The organism is Chromobacterium sp. INPA-IVC, assembly GCF_059047085.1.
In genome coordinates, this window is sequence record NZ_JBTNLS010000002.1 from 75,487 (window position 1) to 102,024 (window position 26,538).

The following is a 26,538-nucleotide window of genomic DNA, read 5'->3' on the forward strand; positions in this document are numbered from 1 at the left end:
CGCTTTTGCCCGATTGAAGCGCCGATGAAGTCCGCATTGCTCCAGCGCCTGCTGGTCGCCCTCACCCTGGCCGCCTGCCTCGGCTATTTCCTGGTCCTGGCGCTGCGCCCGGACTGGCTGTCCGGCTGTGTCGCCGGCCTGCCGCTGTCCATCCTGCTGGCGCTGGCGGTGATCCTGCTGCTGTGCCTGGTATCCACGCTGTACAGCCGCGTCGGCGACGGGGAGGACGCATGAGCGCGTCGCAGCTGCTGTTCCTGGCGCTGACGCTGCTGACCCTGGGCCTGACCGCCGCCGCCCGCCGCCGCACCGCCTCCCTCAATGACTTCTACACCGCAGGCGGCCGCCTGCCCGCCTGGCAGAACGGCTTGGCGCTGGCCGGCGACTACCTGTCCGCCGCCGCCTTCCTCGGCGCCGCCGGCATGTATCTGGGCCAGGGCTACGACTCGCTGGCCTACGCGGTCGGCACGCTGGCCGGCTGGCCGCTGCTGTTGTTGTTGCTGGCCGGGCCGCTGCGCAAGCAAGGCCGCTACACGGTGGCCGGCGTGCTCAGCCAGCGCTTCGACCACGCCGGCGTGCGCCTGGTCAGCATCGCCAGCTCGCTGACAGTGACGCTGTGCTATCTGATCGTGCAGCTGGTGGGAGCCGGCAAGCTGATCGAGCTGCTGTTCGGCCTGCCCTATCTGGCCGCTGTCGGCCTGGTGGGCGCGCTGATGATGGCCTACGTGGCGCTGGGCGGCATGCTGGCCGCCACCTGGGTGCAGATCAGCAAGGCCAGCTTGCTGTTCGTCTGCGCGCTGCTGCTGGCTGCCGGCGTGATGGCGCGCTACGGCGGCAGCCCCGCCGCGTTGTTCGCCGCCGCCGACGCGCTGCGCGGCTCGGCCGCCTTCCTGCCGAGCCAGGCGCTGGCCGATCCGGTGGAGGTCCTGTCGCTGGGCCTGGGGCTGAGCCTGGGCCTGCTGGGCCTGCCCCACGTGCTGATGCGCTTCTTCACCGTGGCCGACGCGCGCGCCGCGCGCCGCTCGGTGACCATCGCCACCTGGCTGGTGGCCGCTTTCTTCCTGCTCAATCTGCTCATCGGCTATGGCGCGATGACGCTGATCGGCCCCGATCCGCAATTCCACGCCGTCGACGGCAAGCTGATAGGCGGCGGCAATATGGCGGCGCTGCATCTGGCCGAGCTGCTGGGCGGCGACTTCGCCCGCGCCGCGGTGGCGGCGGTGGCCTTCGCCACCATCCTGGCGGTGGTGGCCGGCCTGATGCTGGCCGGCGCCAGCACGGTCAGCCACGACCTGTACGCCAGCTGGCTGAAGCGCGGCCAGGCCGATCCGCGCCGCGAGCTCAAGGTGTCGCGGCTGGCCACGCTGGGCCTGGGCCTGGCGGCGATGCTGCTGTCCACCGTGTTCCAGCAACTGAACATCGCGCTGATGATGGGCCTGGCCTTCGCCATCGCCGCCTCCGCCAATTTCCCGCTGCTGCTGCTCAGCCTGCATTGGCGCGGCCTAACCGCCCGCGGCGTGGTCTGGGGCGGTGCGGCCGGCATCGTCGGCTCGCTCGCGCTGATCGTCTGCGGCCCGGCGGTCTGGGTGGCCGCGCTGGGCCACGCCAAGCCGCTGTTTCCCTATTCCAACCCGGCGCTGTTCTCGCTGCCGCTGGCCTTCGCCGCGGCGTGGCTGGGATCGCGCCGGCCGGACCAATCAACGAATCCGAGAAAGAAAACGCAATGAGCACGCTAATCCTGTACGGCAACCGCTACTCCGGCCACAGCTACAAGGTGCGGCTGGCGCTGATGCTGGCCGACATCTCCCACGACTACGTCCACGTCGACATCTCGCTGCCGCGCGACGAGCGCCCGGAAGACTTCCGCGCCGCCAGCCGCTTCGGCGAGGTGCCGGTGCTGGTGGCCGACGGCGTGCCGCTGTGCCAGTCCAACGCGATACTGCAATGGCTGGCCGACAGCTACGGCGCGTTGGGCGGCGCCCTGGGCGAGCGGCAGCGCGTGCGCGAATGGCTGAACTGGGAAACCAACCGCCTGGGCCTGTCGCTGCCCAATCTGCGCTACTCGCGCCTGATCGCCCACTACGAACCGGCGGTGGAAACCTGGCTGGAAACGCGGCTGCGCGCCGATCTGGCGGTGCTGGAAACCGAGCTGGCCGAGCGCCGCTATCTGGCCGGCGATCAGGTCAGCATCGCCGACGTGTCGCTCAGCGGCTACCTGTGGTGGCTGTCCGACGCCGGCCTGGCCATCGCCGATTGGCCCAATGTCCAGGCCTGGCTCGCCCGGATCGCCGCCCAACCGGGCTGGCAGCATCCTGACGAAATGATGTCGCCGGACATTCCGGAATAAGGCGCCCGGCGCCAGCAGGCGATAGACCTGCGCCGCGGCGATTGGACAAACACAGAGAAATAGAGAGCCCCCCAGATGAGCCGACCCTCCTGTATCCGCCATTGGCGAGAATTGGAAAAAACCGAACCCAGCCGTTATCCGGACAGCCAGGAGAACCTGGCTCACGGCGCGCCGCTGGGCCGCCATTACGGTTTTGCCCGGCTGGGCATCCACCACGAGCGGCTTGAGCCCGGCCAGCGCACCAGCTGGCCCCATGCCGAAAGCACCGAAGACGAATTCATCCATGTGCTGGAAGGCGAGCCAGACTTGTGGCTGGACGGCACGCTGCACCGGCTGCAACCGGGGGACTCCGTCGGCTTCAAGGCCGGAGACGGCCAGGCCCACACCGTGATCAACAACACCGAGCAAGCCGTCCGCCTGCTGGTGGTCGGCGACGCCACCCGCGCCGACAACCAGGTCCACTATCCACGCCACCCGGCACGCAACGCCGCCATCGGCAAGCTGCACTGGGCCGCCGCGCCAGCGCGGCCGGACGGCGGCCACGACGGCCTGCCGGACAAGCTGCGCGACAGCGACGGACCGTTCTAAAGCCGATGGACAAGATGTTGACGCTAGCCGATCCGTCCTTGCTGGACATTCCCGTCGCCGGCCATGCCGAGCCCTTCGTCGACCTGGCCGCTTATCCGGACTGGGCGGTGGATCTCAGCCGCGGCCAGATATCCAGCCGCAGCCCGCATTTTCTGAAGGCCCGCCGCGCGGTGGCCGAGCGGCTGCGCGACGCCACCCGCCGGCTCCCGGACGGCCTGCGCTTTTATGTCAAGGAAGCCTACCGCCCGCTGGCGTGCCAGCAGCGCTCCTACGACGAGCACCTAGCCCGTCTGCGTAGCCTGAGGCCGGAACTGGATGAGGCGGCCTTGCTGCGCGAAGCCAGCCTTTACGTCGCGCCGCCGGCTGTCGCGCCCCATCCCACCGGCGCGGCGCTGGATGTGACGCTGACCGACGCAAGCGGCGCGGAGCTGGACATGGGCTGTCCATTCAACGCCGACAGCGAAGCGTCCGGCGGCGCCTGCTACACCGACAGCCCCGCCATTTCCGAATCCGCCCGCGCCAACCGGCGCATCCTGATCCGAGCGATGCGGGATGCCGGCTTCGTCAACTATCCGTCCGAGTGGTGGCACTGGTCGTACGGCGACCGCTATTGGGCCGCCGTCAGCGGCGCGCCGGCCGCGCTGTACGCCGCCGTCGACGAAAGCTTTCTGGAGTCCGCATGAACGACTTCCTGCAGCAACTGGCCGCCATCGTCGGCCCGCAACACGTTCTGACCGCCGACGCCGACACCGCGCCGTTCACGCTGGACTGGCGCCGCCGCTACCAGGGCGCGCCGCTGGCCGTGGCGCGGCCAGGCGCTACCGCGGAAGTCTCCGAGGTGGTCAAGCTGTGCCGCGCGCACAAGGTGGCCATCGTGCCCCAAGGCGGCAACACCTCCACCTGCGGCGCGGCGACGCCGGACGGCAGCGGCCGGCAGCTGGTGCTCGCGCTGCGCCGCCTGAACACCATCCGCCATGTCGACACCGACAACAACGCGCTGACCGTCGAAGCCGGCGTCACGCTGCTGGAGGCGCAGCAGGCGGCAGAAGCCGCCGGCCGCCTGTTTCCGCTGTCGCTTGCCTCACAAGGGACCTGCCAGATCGGCGGCAACCTGTCCACCAACGCCGGCGGCGTGGCGGTGCTGCGCTACGGCACCATGCGCGAGCTGACGCTGGGACTGGAGGCGGTGCTGCCGGACGGACGGGTGCTGAGCCAGCTGCAGGGCCTGCGCAAGGACACCACCGGCCTGGACCTGAAGCAGCTGTTCATCGGCGCGGAAGGCCAGCTGGGCCTGATCACCGCCGCCACGCTGAAGCTGTACCCGCTGCCCAGCGCCCACGCCACCGCGATGGTCGGCGTAGAAGACATCGAGACGGCGATAGCCTGGCTGAACCGGCTGCGCGATCGCTTCGGCGACCGCCTGACCGCCTTCGAGGTGATCGACGCCAACTGCCAGCAAGTGCTGCAGCGCCACCATCCGTCGCTGATGCCGTTCACCGCGCCGTGGCTGATTTTGATCGAGCTGTCCGACGGCGGCGATCCGGCGCCGCTCAATGACGCGCTGGTGGAATGGCTGTCCGCCCAGACGATGGCCGACGGCGTGGTGGCGCAGAACGAGACCGAACGGCGCAAGCTGTGGACGCTGCGCGAGGAGATATCGGAAAGCCAGCGCAAGGATGGCCCCAGCATCAAGCACGACATCGCGGTGCCCACCTCGGCGCTGCCGCGGCTGGTCCGCGATTGCGCGGCGGATCTGGAGCAGGCCTTCCCCGGCGCGCGCATCGTCGCCTTCGGCCACGCCGGCGACGGCAATCTACACTACAACGTCAGCTTCACCCGCCCCGGCAACGCCGACCTGTTCGACGATGAGGACGCGGTCAACGCCATCGTCTACGACCACGTCTACCGGCTGGGCGGCACGCTGGCGGCCGAGCACGGCGTCGGCCAGTTGAAAAAGGACTGGCTGGCCCGCTACAAGGACCCGCTGGCGCTGGAACTGATGCGGACCATCAAAACCGCGCTGGACCCGGACGGGCTGATGAATCCGGGCAAGTGGTTGTAAACCCGCTCCCTCTCTCCGCGGGAGGAGATGGCGACGATTCAGATCGCCAAGCGGCCGATAGCGTCTTCCCACTCCTCCCCGCGCCGCCGCCTCTCCAGCGTCAGCGTCCGATACCACGGCGTCGCCGCGCCATCGACGCCCCAGCGCCAATCCACATGCTCTCCGGCCAACAACAGCCGGCAAGGCGCGCCCAGCGCGCCGGCCAGGTGCGCCATCGCCGTGTCCACGGCGACCAGGCCGTCCAGCTCGGCCAGCAGCGACGCGCTATCGGCGAAGTCCATCAAGCCGGAACCCAGCTCCGCCACGCCGTTTTCCGCCAGCCATGCCCGTTCCGCGCCGCTCGGCGCCGGCTGCAGCGAAAGCCAGTTGACGCCGCGATCCGCCAATTGCGGCAGCAAGACCTCCGGCCCCGGCAGCGAACGGCAATGGTCGAACGGATGCTCGGCGCGGCCGCGCCAGACCAGGCCGATATTGCGGCCGGCCGGCAAGCGCTTCCGCCACGCCTGCCGCAGCGCCGGATCGGCCTGCAGATAGGTTTCCGCGCGCGGCTCGAAATCGCGCAAGACCCAGGGCAGGCTCATGGAAAAAACATGGCAATCATGCGGCGGAAAGTCGGCCGGATAAGCGCCGGCCATCGCCTGCCATTCCACCAGCGGCCATTGCCGGCGGAACAGCATCAGCAGCGGCTCTCGGCATAGCGCGATGACACGCGCCGCGCCCTGTTCGAGCAGCGGATTCAGATAGCGGCTGAACTGGATGGCGTCGCCGTAGCCCTGCTCGAACAACACCAGCAGCCGTCGCCCCGCCAGGCTCTCGCCCTGCCAGCGCGGCGACGGCATGACGGGATAGGCGGCCGCTTCCAGCCTCGCCTCGTGATGGGCCCAACCTGCCGCCCAATCGCCGCGCGCCAGTTGCAGATAGCCCAGGTTCTGCCGCAACCGGCGGTGCTCCGGCGCCGATGCCAGCCCCTGCTCCCAAGCCTGGCCGGCCTCGCCGTCCCGGCCTTCTTCGCGCAAGGCCAGTCCCAGCAGGTTCAGCCAGTCGGCTCGGCCGGGCTCGGCCGCCAGCGCCTGCCGCGCCAGGGCTTCCGCCTCCGCCGCGCGGCCGGTGGCGAGCAGCAGCGAGGCCAGATTGGCCAGCGCCGCGCCGGGCGCCGCCGCGTGGGCGGCCCGCAAATGCCGCTCCGCCTCGTCCCATCGTCGCTGGGCCATCAGCAACAAACCCAGATTGTTGCCGGCGACGACATGGCCCGGCGCCGACTCCAGCGCGCGCCGCAGCATGGCTTCGGCCTTCCCAGCCTCTCCCCCCTCCTCCAGCAGCCGCCCCAGCAGCTGCAGCGCCTCGGCATCGTCAGGCGCCTCGTCCAGGCAGGCGTACAGATGCCCCTCGGCCTCGCCGTTCCGGCCCTGCTCGGCCAGCAGCCGGCCCAGTTGGTAATGGGCGGCCGCGCCGGGCTGGGAGGATAGCCGGCGGCGGAAACAAGCCTCGGCCTCGGCCAGCCGGCCGGCGTCCTGCAGCAGATTGCCCAGATTGCCCAGGCTGGATGGATGCCCGGGGTCGCGCGCCAGTTCGGCGCGGTAATGGGCCTCGGCCTGCGCCGCGTCGCCCTGCTCCGCCCGCAGGCAGCCCAGGTTGTAATGCGCGTCCGGCGCGGCCGGGTCCAACGCCAGCGCCTGGCGCCAGCATTGCTCGGCCAGAGGAGGCTGCGCCAGCCGGGCCGCGCACACGCCCAGCAGATTCCACAACGGCGCGTTGCCGGGCTCAAGCCGCAGGCCGTCCTGCGCCGCGCGCAGCGCGCCGGCCAGATCGCCTTCGGCCAGCAGCCGGGCGGCGAGCAGGGTCTCGGGAGAAAGCGGGGTCATCTTGCGTCCGCCGATCGGAAAAGTTGCTTCGGATCATCGACGCAAAAACGCCGCCTGGCAAGGCGGCGTTCGCGATGGCGGAGCCGGCTGTTACAGCCGGAACTTGTTGAACTCGGCGTCCATCTTGCCGGCGTTGCCGGCCAGGCCCTGCAGGGTGCTGCTGACGTTCTGCAGCACGTCGTCGTTTTCCAGCACATGGCCGTTGATCGCCTCGGAGCTTTGCGCGATCAACGTGGTGGCCTTGTGCTGCTCCTGGGTGGAGTTGGAGATTTCGCTCATCTTGGCCACCACCTCCAGCATCGAGGCGCGGATGGCGGCGATATTGTCCACCGCCTCGCGGGTCAGGCCGACGCCCTCGTCCACCGCCTGCACCGTGGAGTTGACGTCGCCGACCGCGCGGCCGGTCTCCTCGCGGATCGCGCCCACCATATTGGAGATTTCCAGCGTCGCCTGCGCGGTGCGCTCGGCCAGCTTGCGCACCTCGTCGGCCACCACGGCGAAGCCGCGGCCCTGCTCGCCGGCGCGCGCGGCCTCGATCGCCGCGTTCAGCGCCAGCAGGTTGGTCTGGTCGGCGATGTCGCGGATCACGTTGGTGATGCCGGAGATTTCCTGCGAGCGCTTGTCCAGCGAGGACAGCATCTCTTCCAGCCCGCGCACCGACTGCACGGTGTTTTCCATGCCGGACGACAGCCGCTGCATATTGTCGGCGCTGGCGGCCAGGTTCTGCCCGGTGGCGCTGGCCAGGTCGTCGGCCTGGCGCGCGCTGTCGGCGATATGGGAGATGGAGACGGTGATCTGCTCCAGCGTGGCCGCGTTGGACGAGGACACGTCGGAGATATGGCGCGAGCTCTGCGCGACGTCGGCCACCAGCTGGCTGGCGTCCTTCACCCCGCCGACCACGCCGGCGGCATCGCCCTTCAAGCCGCGGAACAGGTGGCCCAGCTGGCCGACAAAGGTGTTGAACGCGCGCGCGGTGGCCGCGATTTCGTCCTGGCCGTCGTCCTTCAGCCGCAGCGTCAGGTCGCCCTGGCCGCGGGCGATGTCCTCCATCGCCGCCTTCAGCCGCACCAGGCCGGCCAGCATCTTGCCGATCACCAGGCTGGCGAACGGGATCATCAGCGCGAACACCAGCAGCGTCAGCCCGCCGATGGTGTACAGCAAGGTGTGCAGCGGGGCCAGGATCTCGTCCCGGTCCGACACCAGCGCCAGGATCCAGTTGGTGCTGGGGATGGCCTGCGCCGCGATCAGCATGCTCCTGCCGCCGATGTCGACGTCGGACGCCTTGTCGTTCTGCACCAGTTGCGCGAGGCGGTCGGGCGTCAGCGCCGGCACCACGCTGGTGATGGGCTTCAGCGTCAGGTCCGCCTGCGGGTGGGCGATGACGGTGCCCTTCTTGTCGATGATGAAGGCGTAGCCGTTGCCGCGCACCTTCAGCGACAGCACCGATTTCACCAGCGTGTCCACCATCACGTCGCCGCCGACCACGCCGGCGAAAGCGCCGTTGTGGTTGAACGGCGCGGAGATGGTGACCGTCAGCTTCTTGGTGGCCTCGTCGACATAGGGGTCGGTGACGACGGGCTGGCCTGAGGCCTGGGCCTGCTTGTACCAGTCGCGGTCGGCCACCTTGTAGTCGGCCGGGGCCACCCAGTCGTCGGAGAACAGCGTGCGGCCGTCGGCGTAGCCGGCATAGTTGACGTTGAAGCCGCCGGCCTTGGTGCCCACCTTGAGGAAGCGCATCGCGTCGGCCTCGCCCGCCACCGCGGTCTGGGCGACGATCTGCTGCTTCTTCTCGCCCAGCCAGGTGGTCACCACCGAGCTTTGCCCCTTCAGGCTGGCGGCGAATTCGTTGTCCAGCCCTTCCAGGATTTCCGATCGCATCTGCGTGAAAACTATGGTCACCAGGACCAGGCCGAACAACGCCATCAACAGGGCATTGAACGCTATCAATCGACTCCGAAGTGATTTCATCGCATTCCCTTCATTTCTACGCTGTATAGCCTGGGCGAAAGCCGGTCATTTCCTCGGCAGACTGGTTGTAATTTATTGGAAAGCCGGATGGATACGCTAAACCAAGCAGGCGCGCCGACGCTTGATCAAGCTCATGCCGTTTTCACAATATGATAGGTGCAATGACGATGTCAGTCGATGTGAATAACGGGAAGGAATGGGCAAAAAAACACCCCTGCGGCAATGCGGCAGGGGTCAACACGAGGAAGAAACATCGGACCGGCCTCGGCCAGCGCGATATTTCGAGGGGCTAACACCTCAAAACCTTGCGGTTCTCAGTGCAGCCGGCATTCTAGCGTAATTGCTCTACGAAAATCCAGCACTTTAGAGCAATTCATCCAATTTTCATTATTCGGGCCAGCGGTAATCGCGGAACTGCTCGCGCAGCTTCATCTTCAGCAGCTTGCCTGTGGCGGTGTGCGGCAGTTCGTCGACGAAGGCGACGTCGTTCGGCGTCCACCATTTGGCGATCTTGCCGTCGAAGTAGGCCAGCAGCTCCTCGCGCGTCGCCCGCGCGCCCGGCTTCAGCGTCACCACCATCAACGGCCGCTCGTCCCACTTGGGATGCGGCACGGCGATCGCCGCCGCCTCGGCCACCGCCGGATGGCCGACCAGAATGTTCTCGAGATCGATTGAGCTGATCCATTCGCCGCCGGACTTGATCACGTCCTTGGTGCGGTCGGTGATGCGCATGTAGCCGTCCGGATCGATGGTCACCACGTCGCCGGTGTGGAACCAGCCGTCGGCGCTGTGGTTGGCGTCCAGCTCGCGCTTGAAGTACTGCGACAGCACCCACGGCCCGCGCGCCTGCAGATTGCCGAAGGACACGCCGTCATGCGGCAGCGGCAGGCCGGCGTCGTCGACGATGCGGATGTCCACGCCGAACGCCGGCCGGCCCTGCTTGGTCAGCAGCGCGTTCAGCTCCCGTCCTCGCAGGCCTTCGTGCTTGAGCTTGGGCGTGCTGGTGGTGCCGAACGGCGACAGCTCGGTCATGCCCCACAGCTGGCGCAGCTCGATGCCGCGCTCGGCCAGCTGCTCGATCATGCTTTCCGGCACCGCCGAGCCGCCGGCGATCACCCGCTTCAAGGGCGCGAGCGGCAGGTTTTCGCGCTGGCAATATTGCAACAGCTGCAGCCAGACCGTAGGCACGCCGACGGTGGAGGTGATGCCTTCCCCGGCGATCAGGCTCTGCAGGCTGGCGCCGTCCAGCTTCGGTCCCGGCAGCACCAGCTTGCTGCCGTTCATCGCGCAGCTGTAAGGCAGGCCCCAGGCATTGGCGTGGAACATCGGCACCACCGGCATCACCACCGCGCGCGCGGAGATGTCGAAACTGTCCGGCAGCGAGCTGCCGAAGGCGTGCAGCACGGTGGAGCGGTGCGAATACAGCACGCCCTTGGGATTGCCGGTGGTGCCGGAGGTGTAGCACAGGCTGGAGGCGGCGTTCTCGTCCAGCCGCGGCCAGTCGTAGACGTCGCTGTGGCTGTTCACCAGGTCTTCATAGCTGAGCAGATTGGGGATGCCGCTGTCGACCGGCAGATCGGCGCGCGCCGCCAGCAGCACGAAATGCTCGACGCTCTTCAGCTGGTCGGCCAACTGCGCGACCAGCGGCAGGAAGGTGGCGTCGAACATCAGCACCTTGTCTTCGGCGTGGTTGACGATCCAGGCGATCTGCTCGGGGAACAGCCGCGGATTGACGGTATGGCAGACGGCGCCGCTGCCGGACACCGCGAAGTAGATCTCGAAATGGCGGTAGCCGTTCCAGGCCAGCGTGCCCACCCGGTCGCCCGGCGCCACGCCCAGCGACGGCAGCGCGTTGGCCAGCTGGCGGGCGCGGCGGGCAGCGTCGCGGTAGGTGTAGCGGTGGATCGGGCCCTCCACGGTGCGCGACACGATCTCGGTGTCGCCATGGAAGCGCTCGGCATGCGCGAGCAAGTCCGCAATCAGCAAAGGCTGGTCCATCATCTGTCCACGCAGCATCGCGCATCTCCCCTGTTATCGGTATGGAATCCGCACGTTACGCCGCGCTGGAGTTTTCACTCCAATCATATTTTCTGATGGCCGGCCATCGTCTGATTTATATATTCGTCATCGGAATTGACTCAGCTCTTGACCGGCCGTTTCGCCAGCATCCGCTGCAAGGTGCGGCGGTGCATGTTGAGCGCGCGCGCGGTGGCGGAGATGTTGCCGTCGTGCTCGGCCAGCACCCGTTGCAGGTGCTCCCAGGTGACGCGGCGCAAGGACATCGGCTGCGGCGCCACCGGCAGTTCCGGATTGGCCGTCTGCTGGGCGAAGGCGGCCAGGATTTCGTCGACGCCGGCCGGCTTGGCCAGGTACTGCACCGCGCCCAGCTTGGTGGCCTCCACCGCGGTGGCGATGCTGGCATAGCCGGTCAGCACCACGATGGCGCTGTCCGGGCTGGCCGCCCGCAACGCCGGCAGCAGCCTGAGGCCGCTGTCGCCGTCCAGGTTCAAATCCAGCAGGATGCGGGCCGGGGCCTCTGCCGCCCGCGCCAGCGCTTCGGCCGCGTCTCGCGCCCAGGCGACGGCATGGCCGCGCCGCGCCAGCGAGCGGGTCAGCACCATGGCGAAAGCCTCGTCATCGTCTATCAACAGGAAATCGTTCACGCGCCCTCCTCCAGCGGCAGCTCGATGCGGGCGTGCACGCCGCCCTCGGCCCGGTTGTCCAGACTCAGCGTGCCGCCCAGCCGCGCCAGCGTGGCATGGCTGAGCATCATGCCCAGCCCCAGGCCGGCCGGCTTGGACGAATCCAGCGGCGCCAGCCCGGCGCGCGCCAGCTGCGCTTCGCTCAGGCAGCCCTGGCGGTTGACGATATCCAGCCGCAGCCGGCCGCCGCTCAAGCTGGCCGACACCGCCACTTCGCCGCCGCCTGCCTCGGCCGCGTTGTTGACCAGATTGAACAGCGCCGGCCAGAACGCGGCGTCCAGCCTCACCAATGGATCGTCTCCGTCCGGCGTCCGCCACTCCAGCCTCACGTCCGGCCGCAGGCTGCGCCAGCCTTCCAGCCGCTCGGCCAGCGACGCGAACAGCGGCTGCGGCCCCCCGCGGGATTCGGAGCCGTGCTTGAGGCGGGACAGCGTCGCGCGGCAGCTGGCCAGCTGCGCGCGCATCAACTCCAGATCCTGGCGCAGCGCCTCGTCGCCATGCCGCTCGCTGAGCAGCTCGTCCACCAACAGCGTCATCGTGTTCAGCGGCGTGGACAGCGAATGGGCGGCGCCGGCCGCCTGCATGCCCACCGCCAGCAGCTGCTCGTCGCGCAGCTGGGTTTCGCGCGCCTGCGCCAGCGCGTCGCCCTGGTGGCGCAACTGGCGGGCCAGCCAGGACACGAAGCCGGCGATCAGGAGCGCCGACAGCGCGAAGGAAATCCACATGCCGGACAGGTGCAGATTGAAGGCGTAGGCGGCGTTGCCGCCGTTCAGCGGCCAGTCCAGATGCCATTCGAACAGCAAGCCGTAAGCCGCCACGCTGAGCGCCGCCAGCAGCCAGGCGAACCAGCCCGGCGACAGCAAGGCGGCGAACAGCACCGGCGGCAGATACAGCGAGGCCAGCGGATTGGCCGCGCCGCCGCTGAAGGCCAGCAGCTCGGTCAGCACCAGCACATCGCATAGCAGGCCCAGCCGCAGCGCCAGCTCGGCCGGCAATCCCCAGGCCGGCAGGCGCGGCAGCAGCAGGTTCACCAATGCCAGCGTGGCCAGCGCCTGGCCGACCAGCAGCCACGGCAACTCCACTCGCTCCAGCGCGCAGCCGGCCAGCATCGCCGCCGCCAGCCACAGCATCAGCCAACGCAAGCGCCGCACCCGCGCGCCGGCCTGCGGGGCATCCCCCGCCAGCGCCGGCGCGAATATCGCATTCCTGTTCATGGGAGGCACTTTACCACCAAGCCGGCCGAGCGGCGGCTGCGACACTTTGCCGCATTGGTCGGCCCGGCGGCTTCCACTACCATCCCCGGTCAATAATTCCAACACAAACCTGTTCCGTGATGACAATCCGCTATCTGCTCCCCTTGCCGCTCGCGCTGGCCGTCGCCCACGCCTGCGCGGCGGAAACGCCCGCCTTCGTCGGCGAAGAAGTGCTGGTGACCGCCAGCCGCCTCGATCAACCGCTGCAACTATCGCTGGACCCGCGCGCGCCGCGCCAGCCGGCGCCGGCCGCCGACGGCGCCTCGCTGCTGAAAAACATTCCCGGCTTCAACGTCGCGCGCAAGGGCGGCAGCTCCGGCGATCCGCTGCTGCGCGGCCTGGGCGGCTCGCGTCTGGCCATCCTGGCCGACGGCGGCTTCGTGTTCGGCGGCTGCGGCGGCCGAATGGACCCGCCCACCGCCTACCTGTTTCCCGACGCCTACGACGTAGTGAACGTGGTCAAGGGTCCGCAAAGCGTGAAGCTCGGCCCCGGCCTGGTGGCCGGCGGCGTCAATTTCGAACGCAAAACGCCACGCTTCGACCAGCCGGGCGTCCACTTCAACGGCAGCCTGCTGGGCGGCAGCGGCGACCGCAACGACGCCTACGCCGACTTCGCCGCCGGCTCGCAATACGGCTACGCGCGCATCCTGGCCACCCGCAACCACGGCGGCGACTATCGCGACGGCGACGGCCGTCCGGTCCACTCGGCGTTCGACCGCGACAGCCAGACCGCCATCGTCGGCCTGACGCCGGGCCGCGACACCACGCTGGAAGTCTCGGCCGACCGCAGCCGCGGCCAGGCCGCCTACGCCGACCGGATGATGGACGGCAGCAAGTTCGACCGCGACGCCTGGGGCGTCAAGCTGGAGCAGCGCCGGCTGACCAACTGGCTGGACGCCGTGCGGCTGCAGCTGAACCACAGCTATGTCGACCACGTGATGGACAACTTCTCGCTGCGTCCGACGCCCAAGATGAAAATGCTGGGCAACCCCGACCGCCAGGCCGACACCGGCCGCCTGAGCGCCGACCTGGCCCTCGGCGACTGGGAAGTCTCCACCGGCCTCGATTGGCTGCGCGACCGCCATCGCAGCCGCGGCGGCATCGATTACCAACAGCAGCCGCGCCTGCCGGACATGAGCTTCGACAACCAGGGCCTGTACGCCGAAGCATCCACCCCCCTTGGCGCGCAGGGCAGGCTGATCGCCGGCCTGCGCCGCGACGCCACGCTGGCGGTGCTGGAGGCCGCGTCCAACAAGGGCATCCGCGCGGAGAACCGCTACCACATGGACTCCGGCTTCATCCGCTACGAACTCAAGACCGGCGGCTGGACGCATTACGTCGGCCTGGGCCAGGCGCAGCGCGCGCCCGACTACTGGGAGCTGAACCGCAATGGCAAACTGGGCAAGGAAAGCAATCTGCAGCTGGACACCGGCCTGCTGTACCAGGACGACAAGCTGCAGGGCTCGCTGTCAGCCTACCTGAGCCGCGTCGGCGACTTCATCCTGGTCGACAACAACAGCCCGCAGAAGGCGCGCAACGTCGACGCCCGCCGCTACGGCCTGGAGAGCGAGGCGAGCTGGCGCTTCGCGCCGCAATGGACGCTGTCCGGCAGCGTGGCCTGGGTATGGGCGGCCAATCTGGACGACGGCCGGCCGCTGGCGCAGACGCCGCCGCTGGAAGGCAAGCTGGGCTTGAAATGGGACAACGGCCATTACGGCGCCGGCGCCGCCTTCCGCGCAGTGCAGCGCCAGGACCGCGTCGCGCCCGGCCAGGGCAATATCGTCGGCCAGGACATCGGCGTCGCGCCCGGCTTCGCCACGCTGTCGCTGGACGCGGGCTGGAAGATCAGCAAGCGCTTCAAGCTGCTGGCCGGCGTCGACAATGTGTTCAACCGCAGCTATGCCGAAAGCGTCAGCAAGGGCGGCGGCATGGTGGCCGGCTACACCCAGACCACCCGCGTCAACGAGCCCGGCCGCACGCTGTGGACCAAGCTGCAGGTCGAGCTGTAAATATCCGCCCGTCCTCTCGTCTCGAGGCTTCCAGTCTGCTAGGCTGGAAGCCTTTTTCACGATGGCGGCGGCATGAAGATTCCCTATTTCAAGATCCTGGCCTGCGGTCTGACGCTGTTCATCCTGCTGGGGCCGCTGGTGGCGCTCTTGGCCAGCGGCGTGGTGCCGATGATGGCCTATCTGATGGGCGCGGTGCCGGCTCTGGTCTTCGGCCTGCTGCTGTGCCTGCTACGCATCGCGATGGCCGGCGCGGTGGAGCGCTGGCAGCGGCAATGGCCGGCCTGGCTGCTCGCCGTCGTCGCCTTCGCCCCCGGCGCGGTCAGCGGCAGCACCATCACGCTGCTGTACGCCCGCATCGCCGAGCCCTTGCTGTACAACGACTCGATGACCCTGTACCTGGGCGCGATGGCCGGCGGCGTGTGCAACGCGCTGTTCTGGCGCATCCGTTTCAGCGCGCCCGCCAACCCGCCCCATTGATAGCGAGAAGCCCATGCCCCATTGCGTGATCGAATGCTCGGCCGAAATCGCCGGCCATCCGGATATCGACCGACTGCTGCATGCCGTCCACGAAGCCGCCGACGCCAGCGGCCTGTTCCAGAGCGCCGACATCAAGGTCAGGCTGCAGTCCTACGATGATTTCCTGGTAGGCGGCCGCGACCAGGATTTCGTCCACATCGCTTGCCACATCCTGGCCGGCCGCGACGACGACCAAAAGGGTCAATTGGCGGACCGGCTGGTTCTCGCGGTCTGCGAACGGCTGCCCGGCGTGCAATCCGTCAGCTGCGAGGTTCGCGACATGGCGCCGGCCGCCTACAGCCGCCGCGACAAGCTGCGGGCCCGCGGCTGAGCAAAAAAAAAGCCCGCCGGTCATGGCGGGCTTGCAACCTTTGTCTGCCGGACGCCTGTCGCGCCCAGCCCTCACAGCATACCTCGGCGCGCAGCGGCCCGCCTGCGGCGGATTGTCGCAGTCAGGCCCGTTCCAGCCTCGCCTCCAGCCCGCCGTCCGGCCGGTTCTTCAACACCAGCCGCAGGCCATGCAATTCCGCGATGCGTTCGACGATGGACAGGCCCAGGCCGCTGCCCGGCTGCTCCTGGCCGGGCGGGCGGAAAAAGCGCTCGCGCACCCGCTCCAGCCATTCCGGCGCGATGCCCGGCCCCCGGTCCAGCACGCTGACCGCACCCTCCTCCAGCCTCAGCTCCACCACGCCGTCGGCCGGGCCATAGCGGCAGGCGTTTTCCAGCAGATTGCGCAGCATCAGCCCCACCAGGGTCGGGTCGCCGGACAGCGGCAGCGCCTGCTCTGGCGGGCAGCGCCAGTCCAAGCGCCATTCCACGCCGTCGGCTGTCGCCGCCAATTCCGCCATCAGGTTCTCGGCCAGCCGTCCCCAAACTACCGCCTCGCGCTGCCTCGGGCTTTGCAACGGGTCCAGCCGCGACAAGGCCAGCAACTGCTCCACCAGACGGCCGGCGCGTTCGATGCCTAGCTGCAACTGCGACAAGGCGTGGCGCCGGCCGCCCTCGTCCGGCGTCAGCGCCAGCACTTCGGCCTGCACCCGCAGCGCCGCCAATGGCGTGCGCAGCTCGTGGGCGGCGTCGGCGGTAAAGCGCCGCTCGTGCTCCAGCATTGTCCCGATGCGGACGAACAGCGCGTTCAGCGCCCGCACCAGCGGCCGCACCTCCTGCGGCACCTCGTCCGGCACCGGGCTGTTGTCGTCCGGAGCGCGCGCGGCGATCGCGCCGGCCAGCCGGCGGAACGGGGCCAGCTCGCGGCGCAGCGCCAACAGGATGGCCAGCAGCATCAGCGGCAGGCCTATCATCCAGGGCAGCAGCTGGGCCTTGACCACGCTCCACACCATCTCCTGCCGCAGCCCCAGCTTCTGCCCGACCGCCACCATGCGCGAGCCGTCCGGCGCCGGCAGATAGAGCAGGCGCCAGTCGTGATGATGGTCATGGCCGATGAAATCATGGAAACCGCGCCGCGCCGGCTCGTAGTCGAAGCGGCGGCCGCGGCCATCGCACAGCACTTGCCGCCCCTGCGCGTCCCAGATCGCCAGCCCCATGTCGTCATTGTCCATCCGCCCCTTGTCTGCGCCGGCCAGCAGATGCTTGAGCTTGGGCGGATCGTCCGGTTGCATGCCGTGCACGTCTATCGCCAGCAACTGGCGGGCGAACTGCGCCATCTGGGTGTCGAACAGCTCGTCCACCTCGCGCTGGGCCAGCCACACCGCGGCCGCCGACGCCGCCAGCCAGGTGGCGGGCACGATCAGCAGCAACACCAGCATCAGCCGGGCCTGCAGGCTGCGCAGCCGCGTCAAGCCGGCTCTCCCAGCGTGTAGCCTATGCCGCGCAAGGTGCGGATGAAGCCCGCGCCCAGCTTCTTGCGCAAATGGTGGACATACACTTCCAGCGCGTTGCTTTCCAATTCCTGCCCCCAGCCATACAGTTTTTCCTCGATCAGCTCGCGCGGCAGCACCCGGCCCTTGCTGCTGAGCAGCAGCTCCAGCAGGGCCAGCTCGCGCGCGGTCAGTTCCAGCGGCGCGCCGTCCAGCGTCGCCGTCCGCGCCACCGGGTCCAGGCTGAGCCTGCCGTGGCTGAGCAGCGGGCCGCACTGCCCATGGCGGCGGCGGGTCAGGGCGCGCAGCCGCGCCGCCACCTCGGCCAACGCGAATGGCTTGGCCAGGTAGTCGTCGGCGCCGGCATCCAGCCCGCCGACCCGGTCGGCCAGCGCGTCGCGCGCGGTCAGCACCAGCACCGGCTCGTCGCGGCCGGCGCACCGCCAGGCGGCGAGGATGTCCATGCCGTCCATGCCCGGCAGCCCCAGGTCCAGCACCACCGCGTCGTAGGGCGCGGCGGGCAAGGCGGCCAGCGCCTGCCGGCCGTCGCGCAGCCAATCCACCGCGAATCCCAGCTGCCGCAGGCCCATCTGCAGGCCATCGCCTATCTGCGCGTCGTCTTCCACCACCAGTATCCGCATCCGTCCTCCCGCTATCCGCCGCCGCGTCCTTTATCCCACTGACAGCTTAAACCATGCTTAAGCGCCGTCCCGTCTCGCCCATATTGTCATTGAACGGCATAGGACTATTCACCTTCCCGTCAACAAAACCTCATTTCCCTGTCACGTCGCCATAGCAGCATGGGACGTCATCCCGGCCTCACGGACCTGCCATGCAGCCAGATACCGCTTCCGACGCCTCCCGCCGACTGCGCAGCATCTGGATTTCCGATGTCCACCTCGGCACCGCCGGCTGCCGCGCCGAACACCTGCTCGACTTCCTGCGCGAGCACGAATCCGAATACCTGTATCTGGTCGGCGACATCGTCGACGGCTGGCAATTGAGAAAATCCTGGTACTGGAAGCAGAGCCACAACGACGTGGTGCAAAAACTGCTGCGCAAGGCGCGCAAGGGCTGCCAGGTGATCTACATCCCCGGCAACCACGACGAGGCGGCGCGCCAGTACTGCGGGCTGAACTTCGGCGGCGTCGCCATCCGCCACGAGGCCGAGCACTTCACCGCCGACGGCAAGCGCCTGCTGGTGCTGCACGGCGACGAGTTCGACGGCGTGATCCAGTACGCCAAGTGGCTGGCCTACCTTGGCGACAATCTGTACACGCTGATCCTGCAGCTGAACCGCGGCTTCAACTGGGTGCGGCACCGGCTGGGCCTGCCCTACTGGTCGCTGTCGCAATACCTGAAGCACAAGGTGAAGAACGCGGTGAACTTCATCAGCCAGTTCGAAACCATCCTCGCCGGCGAGGCGCGGCGGCGCGGCTTCGACGGCGTAGTGTGCGGCCACATCCACAAGCCGGAAGTGCGGATGATAGACGGCATCCTGTACGGCAACAGCGGCGACTGGGTGGAGAGCCTGTCGGCGCTGGTCGAGCACCCCGACGGCCGGCTGGAAGTGCTGCACTGGACCGCGCTGACCGCCGGCGCGTCCATCGAGGAAGCGCCAGAGCCCATCCCTTCGGAGGAATCCACATGCGCATCATGATCGTCACCGACGCCTGGAAGCCGCAGGTCAACGGCGTGGTCCGCTCGCTGACCGAAACCGTCCGCGAGCTGGATGGCTTCGGCCATCAGGTCAACATGATCACGCCGCTGGAATTCCGCACCATCCCCTGCCCCACCTACCCCGACATCCGGCTGTCGCTGCTGCCCTACCGCCAGGTGGCGCAGCGCATCGCCGGCTTCGCGCCGGACGCGATCCACATCGCCACCGAGGGTCCTCTGGGCCTGGCCGCGCGCCGCTTCTGCCTGCGCGAAGGCCTGGCCTTCACCAGCGCCTACCACACCCGCTTCCCGGAATACATTCACGCCCGCTGCCGGCTGCCGCTAACCGCCAGCTATGCCTGGATGCGGCGCTTCCACAACGCCTCGCAGGCGGTGATGGTGCCCACCCGTTCCATCGCCGGCGATCTGGAGGCGCGCGGCTTCGACAACGTCAAGCTGTGGAGCCGCGGCGTGGACACCGCGATGTTCAGCCCCGGCGAACGCCAGCGGCTGGACGAATCCAATCCGCCCCGTTTCGTCTACATCGGCCGGGTGGCGGTGGAGAAGAATATCGAAGCCTTCCTCAAGCTGGACCTACCCGGCAGCAAATGGGTGGTCGGCGACGGCCCGCTGCTGCCCCGCCTGAAACAGCAGTACCCCGACGTGTACTTCGCCGGCGTGTTCCCGCAGCAGGAGCTGGCCCGCTTCTACCGCGCCGCCGACGTGTTCGTCTTCCCCAGCCTCACCGACACCTTCGGCCTGGTGCTGCTGGAGGCGATGGCCTGCGGCGCGCCGGTGGCCGCTTTCCCGGTGGCCGGCCCGCTGGACGTGGTCGGCGATTCCGGCGCCGGCGTGCTGGACTGGGACCTGCGCGCCGCCTGCCTGAAGGCGCTGGAGCTGGATCGCGGCCATGTGCGCCGGGTGGCTGAGAGCTACTCCTGGCAAGCCGCCAGCCGCCAGTTCGAATCCCATCTGCGCCCCAACGCCGCCGCATCCGCCGGACTGAACCCCATCGCCGATTAAATGCGCCTTGCTTCATCAGCTGTAAGCGCTATATTTCAAAAATCGAAGCACGCGGAAAGCTCGAATGTCTTTGGCGAGCTTGTCCGGCGGACCCGCGCATGAATTGGCATTGCGACCGCGCCCACGCTACGGAGCGGCGGTCGGCACCGGAGGTGTCAGCAATGCCCAACGAGCATCCAGGACGGATGCATCTCTCCGCGGCCCCAGGCAAGCCTGCCTTCATCGCGATTGACGGCCCGGCGCATGGGCAGTACCGGCAGTACCCGGAAGCGATATTTCCGTCCAAGCGCCCGTCGCGGGCGCATCATCGATGCGCCGGCCAGAGCGGTGTGTTCGCAGCGCCCTGCTTCAGGGTGGCGTGCAGGCATCAACGCACGCCTTGTCGCAGACAGGCCCGCGCCATGAACGATTCAGGCGGCGCGGCCGCGATGTAAAGTCCCCCTTAATTCATTCAGAGGGCGTTCCGGCACCGGAACGCCCTCTTTGCTTCAGATCAAGCGCTGCCCGCTATAGCACGTCCAAATAACGGAAAGCGATAAAAAAATCAGCAAACAATCTTCCGCACGCTATGCGCTGTCAGTTACCATGCTGCAACCGCGCGCCACGGCCTGGACAATCCGCTAGGCGCCATTCACGATCGCGTCAGCCCCGGTCCCACGCCGGCGCAGCGCCGTCCCAAGCACAGGCAAGCATGCCGCCATACAACACCCGAAGCCGCACGAACAAGCAGGGGGCGGGCAAACGGGTTAGAATCTTTGCAGCGCAATATTGTCCGATCTTTAAATTTTGTGAGTCGCACGAGCTTATGTCCTCTCCTAATCTGACCGCTGAAAAGGTCTTGTCCGTCCATCACTGGAACGACACGCTGTTCAGCTTCACCTGCACCCGCGACGCGGGCCTGCGGTTCATCAACGGCCAATTCGTGATGATAGGCCTGGAAGTGAACGGCAAGCCGCTGATGCGCGCCTACTCCATCGTCAGCTCCAACTACGAAGAGCACATGGAGTTCTACAGCATCAAGGTGCAGGACGGCCCTCTGACTTCCCGCCTGCAGCACTTGCAGGTCGGCGACACCGTCATGATCAGCAAGAAGCCCACCGGCACGCTGGTGCAGGACAACCTGCTGCCTGGCAAGAACCTGTACCTGCTGTCCACCGGCACCGGCCTCGCCCCGTTCATGTCCATCATCAAGGACCCGGACGTGTACGAGCGCTACGACAAGGTGATCCTGACCCACGGCGTACGCTGGGTCAGCGAGCTGGGCTACCACGACTACATCACCAAAGAGCTGCCGGAAAACGAATTCTTCGGCGAGATGGTGCGTGAAAAGCTGATCTACTATCCGACCGTCACCCGCGAGCCGTTCCGCAACCAGGGCCGCCTGACCGACCTGATCACCAACGGCAAGCTGTGCGCCGACATCGGCCTGCCGCAGCTGAATCCGGAACACGACCGCGTGCTGATCTGCGGCAGCCCGAGCATGCTGCACGATCTGTGCGAAATCCTGAACGGCATGGGTTTCAAGGAATCCCCGCGCATGGGCGAGCCGGCTGATTACGCGATCGAGCGCGCCTTCGTCGAGAAGTGATCCATCCGTCCGCCCCGCGCAGACGCGAAAACGCCCCGCAAACTAAAATGCGGGGCGTTTTTTTACCCGTCCCCGCCCTTCCAGCAGAACGGTGAACAGAAGGGACTTCGACAAAAAACAAGGGGAGGCGCGCGCCTCCCCAGTTTTTATGCGAGCCAGACTGCTGTCTGGTTTTTTACTTGGCGGCCGAAGCGGCAGCCTTATGAGCCTTCTTGGCGTGAGTCTTGTGAGCCTTCTTGGCCGGGGCCGAAGCGTCGGACTTGGCGGCCTGGGCCTTCTGCGCGGAAGCTTCCTTCTTGGCAGCGTGCTTCTTGGCGTGGGACTTGTGGGCCTTCTTGGCCGGAGCCGAAGCGTCAGACTTGGCGGCCTGGGCCTTCTGCGCGGAAGCTTCCTTCTTCACAGCGTGCTTCTTGGCGTGGGACTTGTGAGCCTTCTTCGCCGGAGCCGAAGCGTCGGACTTGGCGGCTTGGGCCTTCTGCGCGGAAGCTTCCTTCTTGGCGGCGTGCTTCTTGGCGTGGGTCTTGTGAGCCTTCTTGGCCGGAGCCGAAGCGTCAGACTTGGCGGCCTGGGCCTTCTGCGCGGAAGCTTCCTTCTTGGCTGCGTGCTTCTTGGCGTGCTTGTGGGCGGCCTTCTTCGCCGGAGCGGAGGCTTCGGCCTTGGCGGCTTGAGCCTTCTGCGGCGCGGAAGCGCCTACCTTTTCGCCTTTCTTGGCGTGGTGAATTTTGGCCGGGGTCTTTTTCTCGGCCTTCTTGGCGGCCGGGGCTGCCTTGGCGGCGGGAGCGGAAGCCGGGGCGACCTGTGCGGCGAAACCAGCGGCGGAGCTCAGGCCGAATACGGCGGACAGGGCAAGAAGGGTCAGCTTTTTCATGATTTCATCTCCAGGTCGGTAACGGAGGCTTCCACCTCCGCAAGGCACCGTGTTTGGTGTTTCCTTGAGACGTATCCTAGTCCTGCCCCTGCCCTCCGTCTGTTAGCGCCTTGTAAGGCCATGTAACGCGACGTACAAGGGACAAAACCGCTGATCCCGCGTTGCGCCCCCTACCATGCCTTGCGCGCTGGCCGCCCTTGCCCGCCGCGCTCAATCGCGCCGTTGCGCGATCACGATCTGGTACACGCCGCCGAACACCGTGCGCTTGCGCCAGTCGAACCGCTCCGCCTCGCGCGCGTAGGCGGCGATCTCCTTGTTCCACAGCGCCTCGGCGAACGGCTCCAGCACGCGGTTCACCCACTTGAGCAGCCAGCCTATCGGCTGCCATGGACGGGGGCGGTGGTAATCGACGAACATCGCCCGCCCGCCCGGCGCCAGCTGGGCCAGCATATTGTCGACGATGGCCGATTTCATCTCTTCCGGCACCTCGTGCAGCAGGAAGAAGCTGCACACCAGGTCTGGCCGCTGATCTGCCTGGAAGCGGGCCGCGTCGGCGCGCACTACCTCGGCCTGCGGCACGCCGGCCAGCTTGCCCTCGGCCAGCTCCACCTGGATGGGCGTGACGTCGGTCAGCGTGAAGCGGCCGCGCTCGCCCACCCGCGCCGCCGCGCGCTGCACCAGGTCGCCGTACACGTGGGCAACCTGCCACACCCGCTCCCCGGAACGGATCTCATCGAGATAAGCGCGCATCAGCCGCTGGTCGTTGCCGAACAACAGCGTGCGCACCACCAGCTTGTGGTCCAGCATCCTGGCCTTGCGCGGATTGACGTAAGCCCAGTCGTAGACCTCGGTCATGTAGTCCGGGACGTCCTGGTAGTAGGGGTCGCCAGCGCTTGCGCGCGTATTCAGTGTGGTCATGGTGGGTTACCGGTCATCAGTGATGGAACCAGCTTAACAAGCGTCTTTTCCCCTCGGCTTGAGCCAGGCCAAACCTTGGCCCGGCCACGCGGAAGGCATATTCCAACGTCGTTATAAGCGCCGCATCCACGCGGCGGCAACCTCATCGCCGCGCCAAAGCGAACGGCCCGGCGCAAGGCCGGGCCGTCTGGCTGGCGAAACGGGCCGGTCAATCGGCCAGCGTCAGCACCACCGGGGTGTGGTCGGACGGACGCTCCCACTTGCGCGGCGCCTTGTCGATCTCGCAGATCTGCGCGCGCGGCTTGAGCGCGTCGCTGACCAGGATGTGGTCGATGCGCACGCCCTTGTTGCGGCGGAACATCATCTGGCGGTAATCCCACCAGCTGTACTGCTTCTCCTCCTGGTTGAACAGGCGGAAGCTGTCGGACAGGCCCAGCGCGATCAGGCGGCGGAAGGCGTCGCGCTCCGGCGTGCTGCACAGCACCTGCTCGTGCCAGCCTTCCGGATCGTAGACGTCGCGGTCTTCCGGCGCGATGTTGTAATCGCCCAGCAAGAGCAGGTTCGGATGCTTGGCCAGCTCGGCGGCGACGTAGCCTTCCAGCTTGGACAGCCATTCCAGCTTGTACGGGTACTTGGGCGAATCCACCGCCTCGCCGTTGACGAAGTAGCCGCAGATCACCCGCACGCCGTCCACGGTGGCGGCGATCACCCGGCGCTGCTCGTCGCCGTAGCCGGGAATGCCGGCGACCACGTCCGTCATCTCCAGCGGCGCGCGGACCAGGATGGCGACGCCGTTGTAGGTCTTCTGGCCGAACCAGGCCGCGCGGTAGCCGGCCGCCTCGATTTCCGCCAGCGGAAAAACGTCCTGGTCCATCTTCAGTTCCTGCAGGCACAGCACTTCGACGCCGGTGTCGGCCAGCCACTGCAGCACCTGCGGCAGGCGGACTTTCAGGGAATTGACGTTCCAGGTGGCAAAACGCATCGGCGAGAACTCCAGAATGGGAAAGAGGAAGGCCGACACCATAGCAGCAGCCGGCCCGGCTGTTGAGGGATTTTCGCGCCTCGCCGCCGGCAAGGCAAAAAAAAGCGCCTCCGCAGTTGGCGGAGGCGTCAATAGACACTATATCACTACCCCTGATACGCGTCTGGCTCGCTTGCTGCTCCGGAAGACAACCCTGAGCAAAAGATTAGAGCCGGACTATTCCAGGCGAGTTCCTAAAGTTGAAAGTTTTTTTACGCCGCCTCCGGCGCCATGCCGGAATGGCGCAGCAGCGCGTCGATTTCGGGGTCGCGGCCGCGGAAGGCGCGGAACGACTCCAGCGCCGGGCGGCTGCCGCCGACGGCCAGGATCTCGTCCCAGAACTGGCGGCCCACCTGCGGATTGGCGCCGCCGGCCTCCTCGAACGCGGCGTAGGCGTCGGCCGACAGCACTTCCGCCCACTTGTAGCTGTAGTAGCCGGCCGCGTAGCCGCCGCCGAAAATGTGGCTGAAGCTGTTGGGGAAGCGGTTGTACGCCGGCGGACGGTTGACCGCCACCTCGTCGCGCACCTGCTCCAGCAGCGCCAGCCAGTCCACGCTGTCGGGATTGCCGGCGGTGTACAGCTGCATGTCGAACAAGGAAAACTCCAGCTGGCGCACCATCTGCATGCCGGACTGGAAGTTCTTGGCGGCGATCATCTTGTCGTACAGCTCGCGCGGCAGCGGCTGGCCGCTTTCGCTGTGCGCGGTCATGCCCTGCAGCACGTCCCACTCCCAGCAGAAGTTTTCCATGAACTGGCTGGGCAGCTCGACCGCGTCCCACTCCACGCCGCTGATGCCGGCCACGCCGGCCACCTCGATGCGGGTCAGCAAATGGTGCAAGCCGTGGCCGCATTCGTGGAACAGGGTGATCACCTCGTCGTGGGTGAAGTAGGCCGGCTTGTCGCCCACCGGGCGGCTGAAGTTGCACACCAGGTAAGCCACCGGGGTCTGCACCTCTCCGCCCTTGCGGCGGCGGCCGCGCACATCGTCCATCCACGCGCCGGGGCGCTTGCCGTCGCGGGCGTAGAGGTCGAGGTAGAAACCGCCCAGCAGCGCGTCGCCCTGGAAGATTTCGAAGTAGCGCACGTCCGGATGCCAAGCGGCGGCCTGGCGCTCGGCGAAGCGCACGCCGTACAGGGTGCCGACCACGCCGAACAGGCCTTGCAGCACCTTGGGCTCGGGGAAGTACTGCTTCACTTCATGCTCGGAGAAGGCGTAGCGGGCGACGCGCAGCTTTTCGCTGGCGTAGCTGATGTCCCAGGCCTGCAGCGCGTCCAGGCCCAGCTCGTCGCGGGCGAAGGCCTCCAGCTCGGCGCGGTCCTGCTCGGCGTAGGGCTTGGCGCGGCGGGCCAGATCGCGCAGGAAGTCGATCACCTGCTTCGGGCTTTCCGCCATCTTGGTGTACAGCGACAGCTCGGCGTAGTCGGCGAAGCCCAGCAGCTGCGCCTCTTCGGCGGCCAGCTTCAGCTTTTCGCGGATCAGCGGGCCGTTGTCCTGCTCGGCCGGGCCGAATTCCGACGCGCGCTTGGCATTGGCCTCGTACAGTTTTTCGCGCAAGGCGCGGTTGTCGGCGTATTGCAGCACCGGGAACAGCAGCGGGAACTGCAGGCCCAGCTTGTATTTGCCCGGCTGGCCGTCGGCCTCGGCCATCGCGGCGTACATGGCCAGCGAGTCCTCGGGGATGCCGGCCAGCTCGGCCGCGTCTTCGATGTACAGGCTGAAGCCGTCGGTGGCGTCCATCACATGCTGCGAGAACTGGTTGGACAGCTCGGCCAGGCGGCTGGACAGCTCGGCGAAGCGCGCCTTCTGGGCGTCCGGCAGCTCGGCGCCGGCCAGGCGGAAGTCGCGCAGATCGTTTTCGATCACTTTCTTCTGCGCGGCGCTGGCGGCGGCGAAGGCGGGATTGGCCGCCACCGCCTTGAAGCGGGCGAACAGGTCCAGGTTTTGCCCCAGCTCGGTGAAGAAGGCGGAGATGCGCGGGATTTCGGCGTTGTACGCCTCGCGCAGGCCCTCGGTGTTGCCCACCACGCCGTTCAGATGGCCGACCACGCCCCAGGCGCGGCCCAGTTTCTCGGTGGCGTCGGTCAGCGGCTCCACCACCGCGTCCCAGTTGTCGCCGCCGCCGGCGACCACCGCGTCTATCGCGGCGCGAGCGTCGGCCAGCAATACGTCGAGGGCCGGGGTGATGTGCTCCGGCTTGATGGCGTCGAAGCGCGGCAGGTCGGAGAAATCAAGTAAGGGGTTCTGGCTCATGGCTTCAACATCCTGTCGGGGCGGGTCGATTATGATAAGGGAATTTGCGCGCCGGCGCGCGCGGCCGGCACAATGCATGGTCACAGAG

Annotated in this window: 23 protein-coding genes; 12 read left to right on the forward strand and 11 right to left on the reverse strand. The window is 67.6% G+C overall.

Annotated elements, in window-relative coordinates; all coding sequences use genetic code 11:
• Window positions 1–24: 24 nt before the first annotated feature.
• From ACX17K_RS03150 to ACX17K_RS03175, 6 genes are all read left to right on the forward strand, one after another.
• Window positions 25–234: a hypothetical protein gene (locus ACX17K_RS03150; RefSeq protein WP_493773656.1), complete on the forward strand. Its 210-nt coding sequence runs from the start codon at window positions 25–27 to the stop codon at window positions 232–234.
• Window positions 231–1,724 carry a sodium:solute symporter family transporter gene (locus ACX17K_RS03155; RefSeq protein WP_493773657.1) on the forward strand — a complete coding sequence of 498 codons (1,494 nt, stop codon included), beginning with the start codon at window positions 231–233 and terminating at the stop codon, window positions 1,722–1,724. The genes ACX17K_RS03150 and ACX17K_RS03155 overlap by 4 nt, the downstream gene beginning before the upstream one ends.
• Window positions 1,721–2,344, forward strand: coding sequence for a glutathione S-transferase family protein (locus ACX17K_RS03160; RefSeq protein WP_493773658.1), 624 nt, complete (start codon window positions 1,721–1,723; stop codon window positions 2,342–2,344). Before ACX17K_RS03155 ends, ACX17K_RS03160 begins: the two co-directional genes overlap by 4 nt.
• A 111-nt stretch (window positions 2,345–2,455) precedes the next feature.
• Complete coding sequence (locus tag ACX17K_RS03165) at window positions 2,456–2,932, forward strand: cupin domain-containing protein (RefSeq protein ID WP_493773659.1); 477 nt, start codon at window positions 2,456–2,458, stop codon at window positions 2,930–2,932.
• Between the two features lie 5 nt (window positions 2,933–2,937).
• Window positions 2,938–3,615, forward strand: a complete 678-nt coding sequence (locus ACX17K_RS03170) for a M15 family metallopeptidase (protein ID WP_493773660.1) — start codon at window positions 2,938–2,940, stop codon at window positions 3,613–3,615.
• Window positions 3,612–4,994 (forward strand): FAD-binding oxidoreductase, encoded by a 1,383-nt coding sequence (locus ACX17K_RS03175; protein ID WP_493773661.1) that lies wholly within the window; start codon window positions 3,612–3,614, stop codon window positions 4,992–4,994. The genes ACX17K_RS03170 and ACX17K_RS03175 overlap by 4 nt, the downstream gene beginning before the upstream one ends.
• A gap of 38 nt (window positions 4,995–5,032) precedes the next feature.
• Here ACX17K_RS03175 and ACX17K_RS03180 read toward each other — a convergent pair whose 3' ends face one another.
• The 5 genes from ACX17K_RS03180 to ACX17K_RS03200 all read right to left on the reverse strand — a co-directional run bounded on the left by ACX17K_RS03180 (window position 5,033) and on the right by ACX17K_RS03200 (window position 12,740).
• On the reverse strand, window positions 5,033–6,856 hold the full coding sequence (locus ACX17K_RS03180; protein WP_493773662.1) for a tetratricopeptide repeat protein: 1,824 nt from the start codon (window positions 6,854–6,856) through the stop codon (window positions 5,033–5,035).
• A gap of 90 nt (window positions 6,857–6,946) precedes the next feature.
• Entirely contained in the window at window positions 6,947–8,803 is a 1,857-nt protein-coding gene (locus ACX17K_RS03185) for a methyl-accepting chemotaxis protein (protein WP_493773663.1), read from the reverse strand.
• 408 nt (window positions 8,804–9,211) lie between these two features.
• Window positions 9,212–10,840 (reverse strand): 3-(methylthio)propionyl-CoA ligase, encoded by a 1,629-nt coding sequence (locus ACX17K_RS03190; protein ID WP_493773664.1) that lies wholly within the window; start codon window positions 10,838–10,840, stop codon window positions 9,212–9,214.
• A 122-nt stretch (window positions 10,841–10,962) separates the two neighbouring features.
• Entirely contained in the window at window positions 10,963–11,487 is a 525-nt protein-coding gene (locus tag ACX17K_RS03195) for a response regulator transcription factor (RefSeq protein WP_493773665.1), read from the reverse strand.
• Window positions 11,484–12,740 (reverse strand): ATP-binding protein, encoded by a 1,257-nt coding sequence (locus tag ACX17K_RS03200; RefSeq protein ID WP_493773666.1) that lies wholly within the window; start codon window positions 12,738–12,740, stop codon window positions 11,484–11,486. The genes ACX17K_RS03195 and ACX17K_RS03200 overlap by 4 nt, the downstream gene beginning before the upstream one ends.
• Window positions 12,741–12,859: 119 nt before the next feature.
• On the opposite strand from ACX17K_RS03200, the gene ACX17K_RS03205 reads away from it, so the two are divergent.
• From ACX17K_RS03205 to ACX17K_RS03215, 3 genes are all read left to right on the forward strand, one after another.
• The gene (locus ACX17K_RS03205; RefSeq protein WP_493773997.1) at window positions 12,860–14,788 is read left to right on the forward strand and encodes a TonB-dependent copper receptor; all 1,929 of its coding nucleotides are present in this window, start codon (window positions 12,860–12,862) and stop codon (window positions 14,786–14,788) included.
• Window positions 14,789–14,860: 72 nt separating this feature from the next.
• Window positions 14,861–15,265, forward strand: coding sequence for a hypothetical protein (locus ACX17K_RS03210; RefSeq protein ID WP_021475450.1), 405 nt, complete (start codon window positions 14,861–14,863; stop codon window positions 15,263–15,265).
• Window positions 15,266–15,278: 13 nt separating this feature from the next.
• A complete protein-coding gene (locus ACX17K_RS03215) occupies window positions 15,279–15,635 on the forward strand; it encodes a 5-carboxymethyl-2-hydroxymuconate Delta-isomerase (RefSeq protein WP_343480129.1) in 357 nt (118 codons plus the stop codon).
• 121 nt (window positions 15,636–15,756) lie between these two features.
• Here ACX17K_RS03215 and ACX17K_RS03220 read toward each other — a convergent pair whose 3' ends face one another.
• Both ACX17K_RS03220 and ACX17K_RS03225 read right to left on the reverse strand, forming a co-directional pair.
• Window positions 15,757–17,103, reverse strand: a complete 1,347-nt coding sequence (locus ACX17K_RS03220) for an ATP-binding protein (protein ID WP_493773667.1) — start codon at window positions 17,101–17,103, stop codon at window positions 15,757–15,759.
• A complete protein-coding gene (locus ACX17K_RS03225) occupies window positions 17,100–17,762 on the reverse strand; it encodes a response regulator (protein ID WP_493773668.1) in 663 nt (220 codons plus the stop codon). Before ACX17K_RS03225 ends, ACX17K_RS03220 begins: the two co-directional genes overlap by 4 nt.
• A 191-nt stretch (window positions 17,763–17,953) precedes the next feature.
• On the opposite strand from ACX17K_RS03225, the gene ACX17K_RS03230 reads away from it, so the two are divergent.
• The 3 genes from ACX17K_RS03230 to ACX17K_RS03240 all read left to right on the forward strand — a co-directional run bounded on the left by ACX17K_RS03230 (window position 17,954) and on the right by ACX17K_RS03240 (window position 21,391).
• On the forward strand, window positions 17,954–18,781 hold the full coding sequence (locus ACX17K_RS03230) for a UDP-2,3-diacylglucosamine diphosphatase (protein ID WP_493773669.1): 828 nt from the start codon (window positions 17,954–17,956) through the stop codon (window positions 18,779–18,781).
• Window positions 18,769–19,803, forward strand: a complete 1,035-nt coding sequence (locus ACX17K_RS03235; RefSeq protein ID WP_493773670.1) for a glycosyltransferase family 4 protein — start codon at window positions 18,769–18,771, stop codon at window positions 19,801–19,803. The genes ACX17K_RS03230 and ACX17K_RS03235 overlap by 13 nt, the downstream gene beginning before the upstream one ends.
• Window positions 19,804–20,608: 805 nt before the next feature.
• Complete coding sequence (locus tag ACX17K_RS03240; protein WP_021477531.1) at window positions 20,609–21,391, forward strand: ferredoxin--NADP reductase; 783 nt, start codon at window positions 20,609–20,611, stop codon at window positions 21,389–21,391.
• 175 nt (window positions 21,392–21,566) lie between these two features.
• Here ACX17K_RS03240 and ACX17K_RS03245 read toward each other — a convergent pair whose 3' ends face one another.
• The 4 genes from ACX17K_RS03245 to ACX17K_RS03260 all read right to left on the reverse strand — a co-directional run bounded on the left by ACX17K_RS03245 (window position 21,567) and on the right by ACX17K_RS03260 (window position 26,450).
• Window positions 21,567–22,259, reverse strand: a complete 693-nt coding sequence (locus ACX17K_RS03245) for a hypothetical protein (protein ID WP_493773671.1) — start codon at window positions 22,257–22,259, stop codon at window positions 21,567–21,569.
• A 210-nt stretch (window positions 22,260–22,469) separates the two neighbouring features.
• Window positions 22,470–23,177: a rhodoquinone biosynthesis methyltransferase RquA gene (gene rquA, locus ACX17K_RS03250; RefSeq protein ID WP_493773672.1), complete on the reverse strand. Its 708-nt coding sequence runs from the start codon at window positions 23,175–23,177 to the stop codon at window positions 22,470–22,472.
• Window positions 23,178–23,385: 208 nt separating this feature from the next.
• Window positions 23,386–24,159 (reverse strand): exodeoxyribonuclease III, encoded by a 774-nt coding sequence (xth, locus tag ACX17K_RS03255; RefSeq protein WP_493773673.1) that lies wholly within the window; start codon window positions 24,157–24,159, stop codon window positions 23,386–23,388.
• Window positions 24,160–24,410: 251 nt separating this feature from the next.
• Window positions 24,411–26,450, reverse strand: coding sequence for a M3 family metallopeptidase (locus ACX17K_RS03260; protein ID WP_493773674.1), 2,040 nt, complete (start codon window positions 26,448–26,450; stop codon window positions 24,411–24,413).
• Window positions 26,451–26,538: the final 88 nt, after the last annotated feature.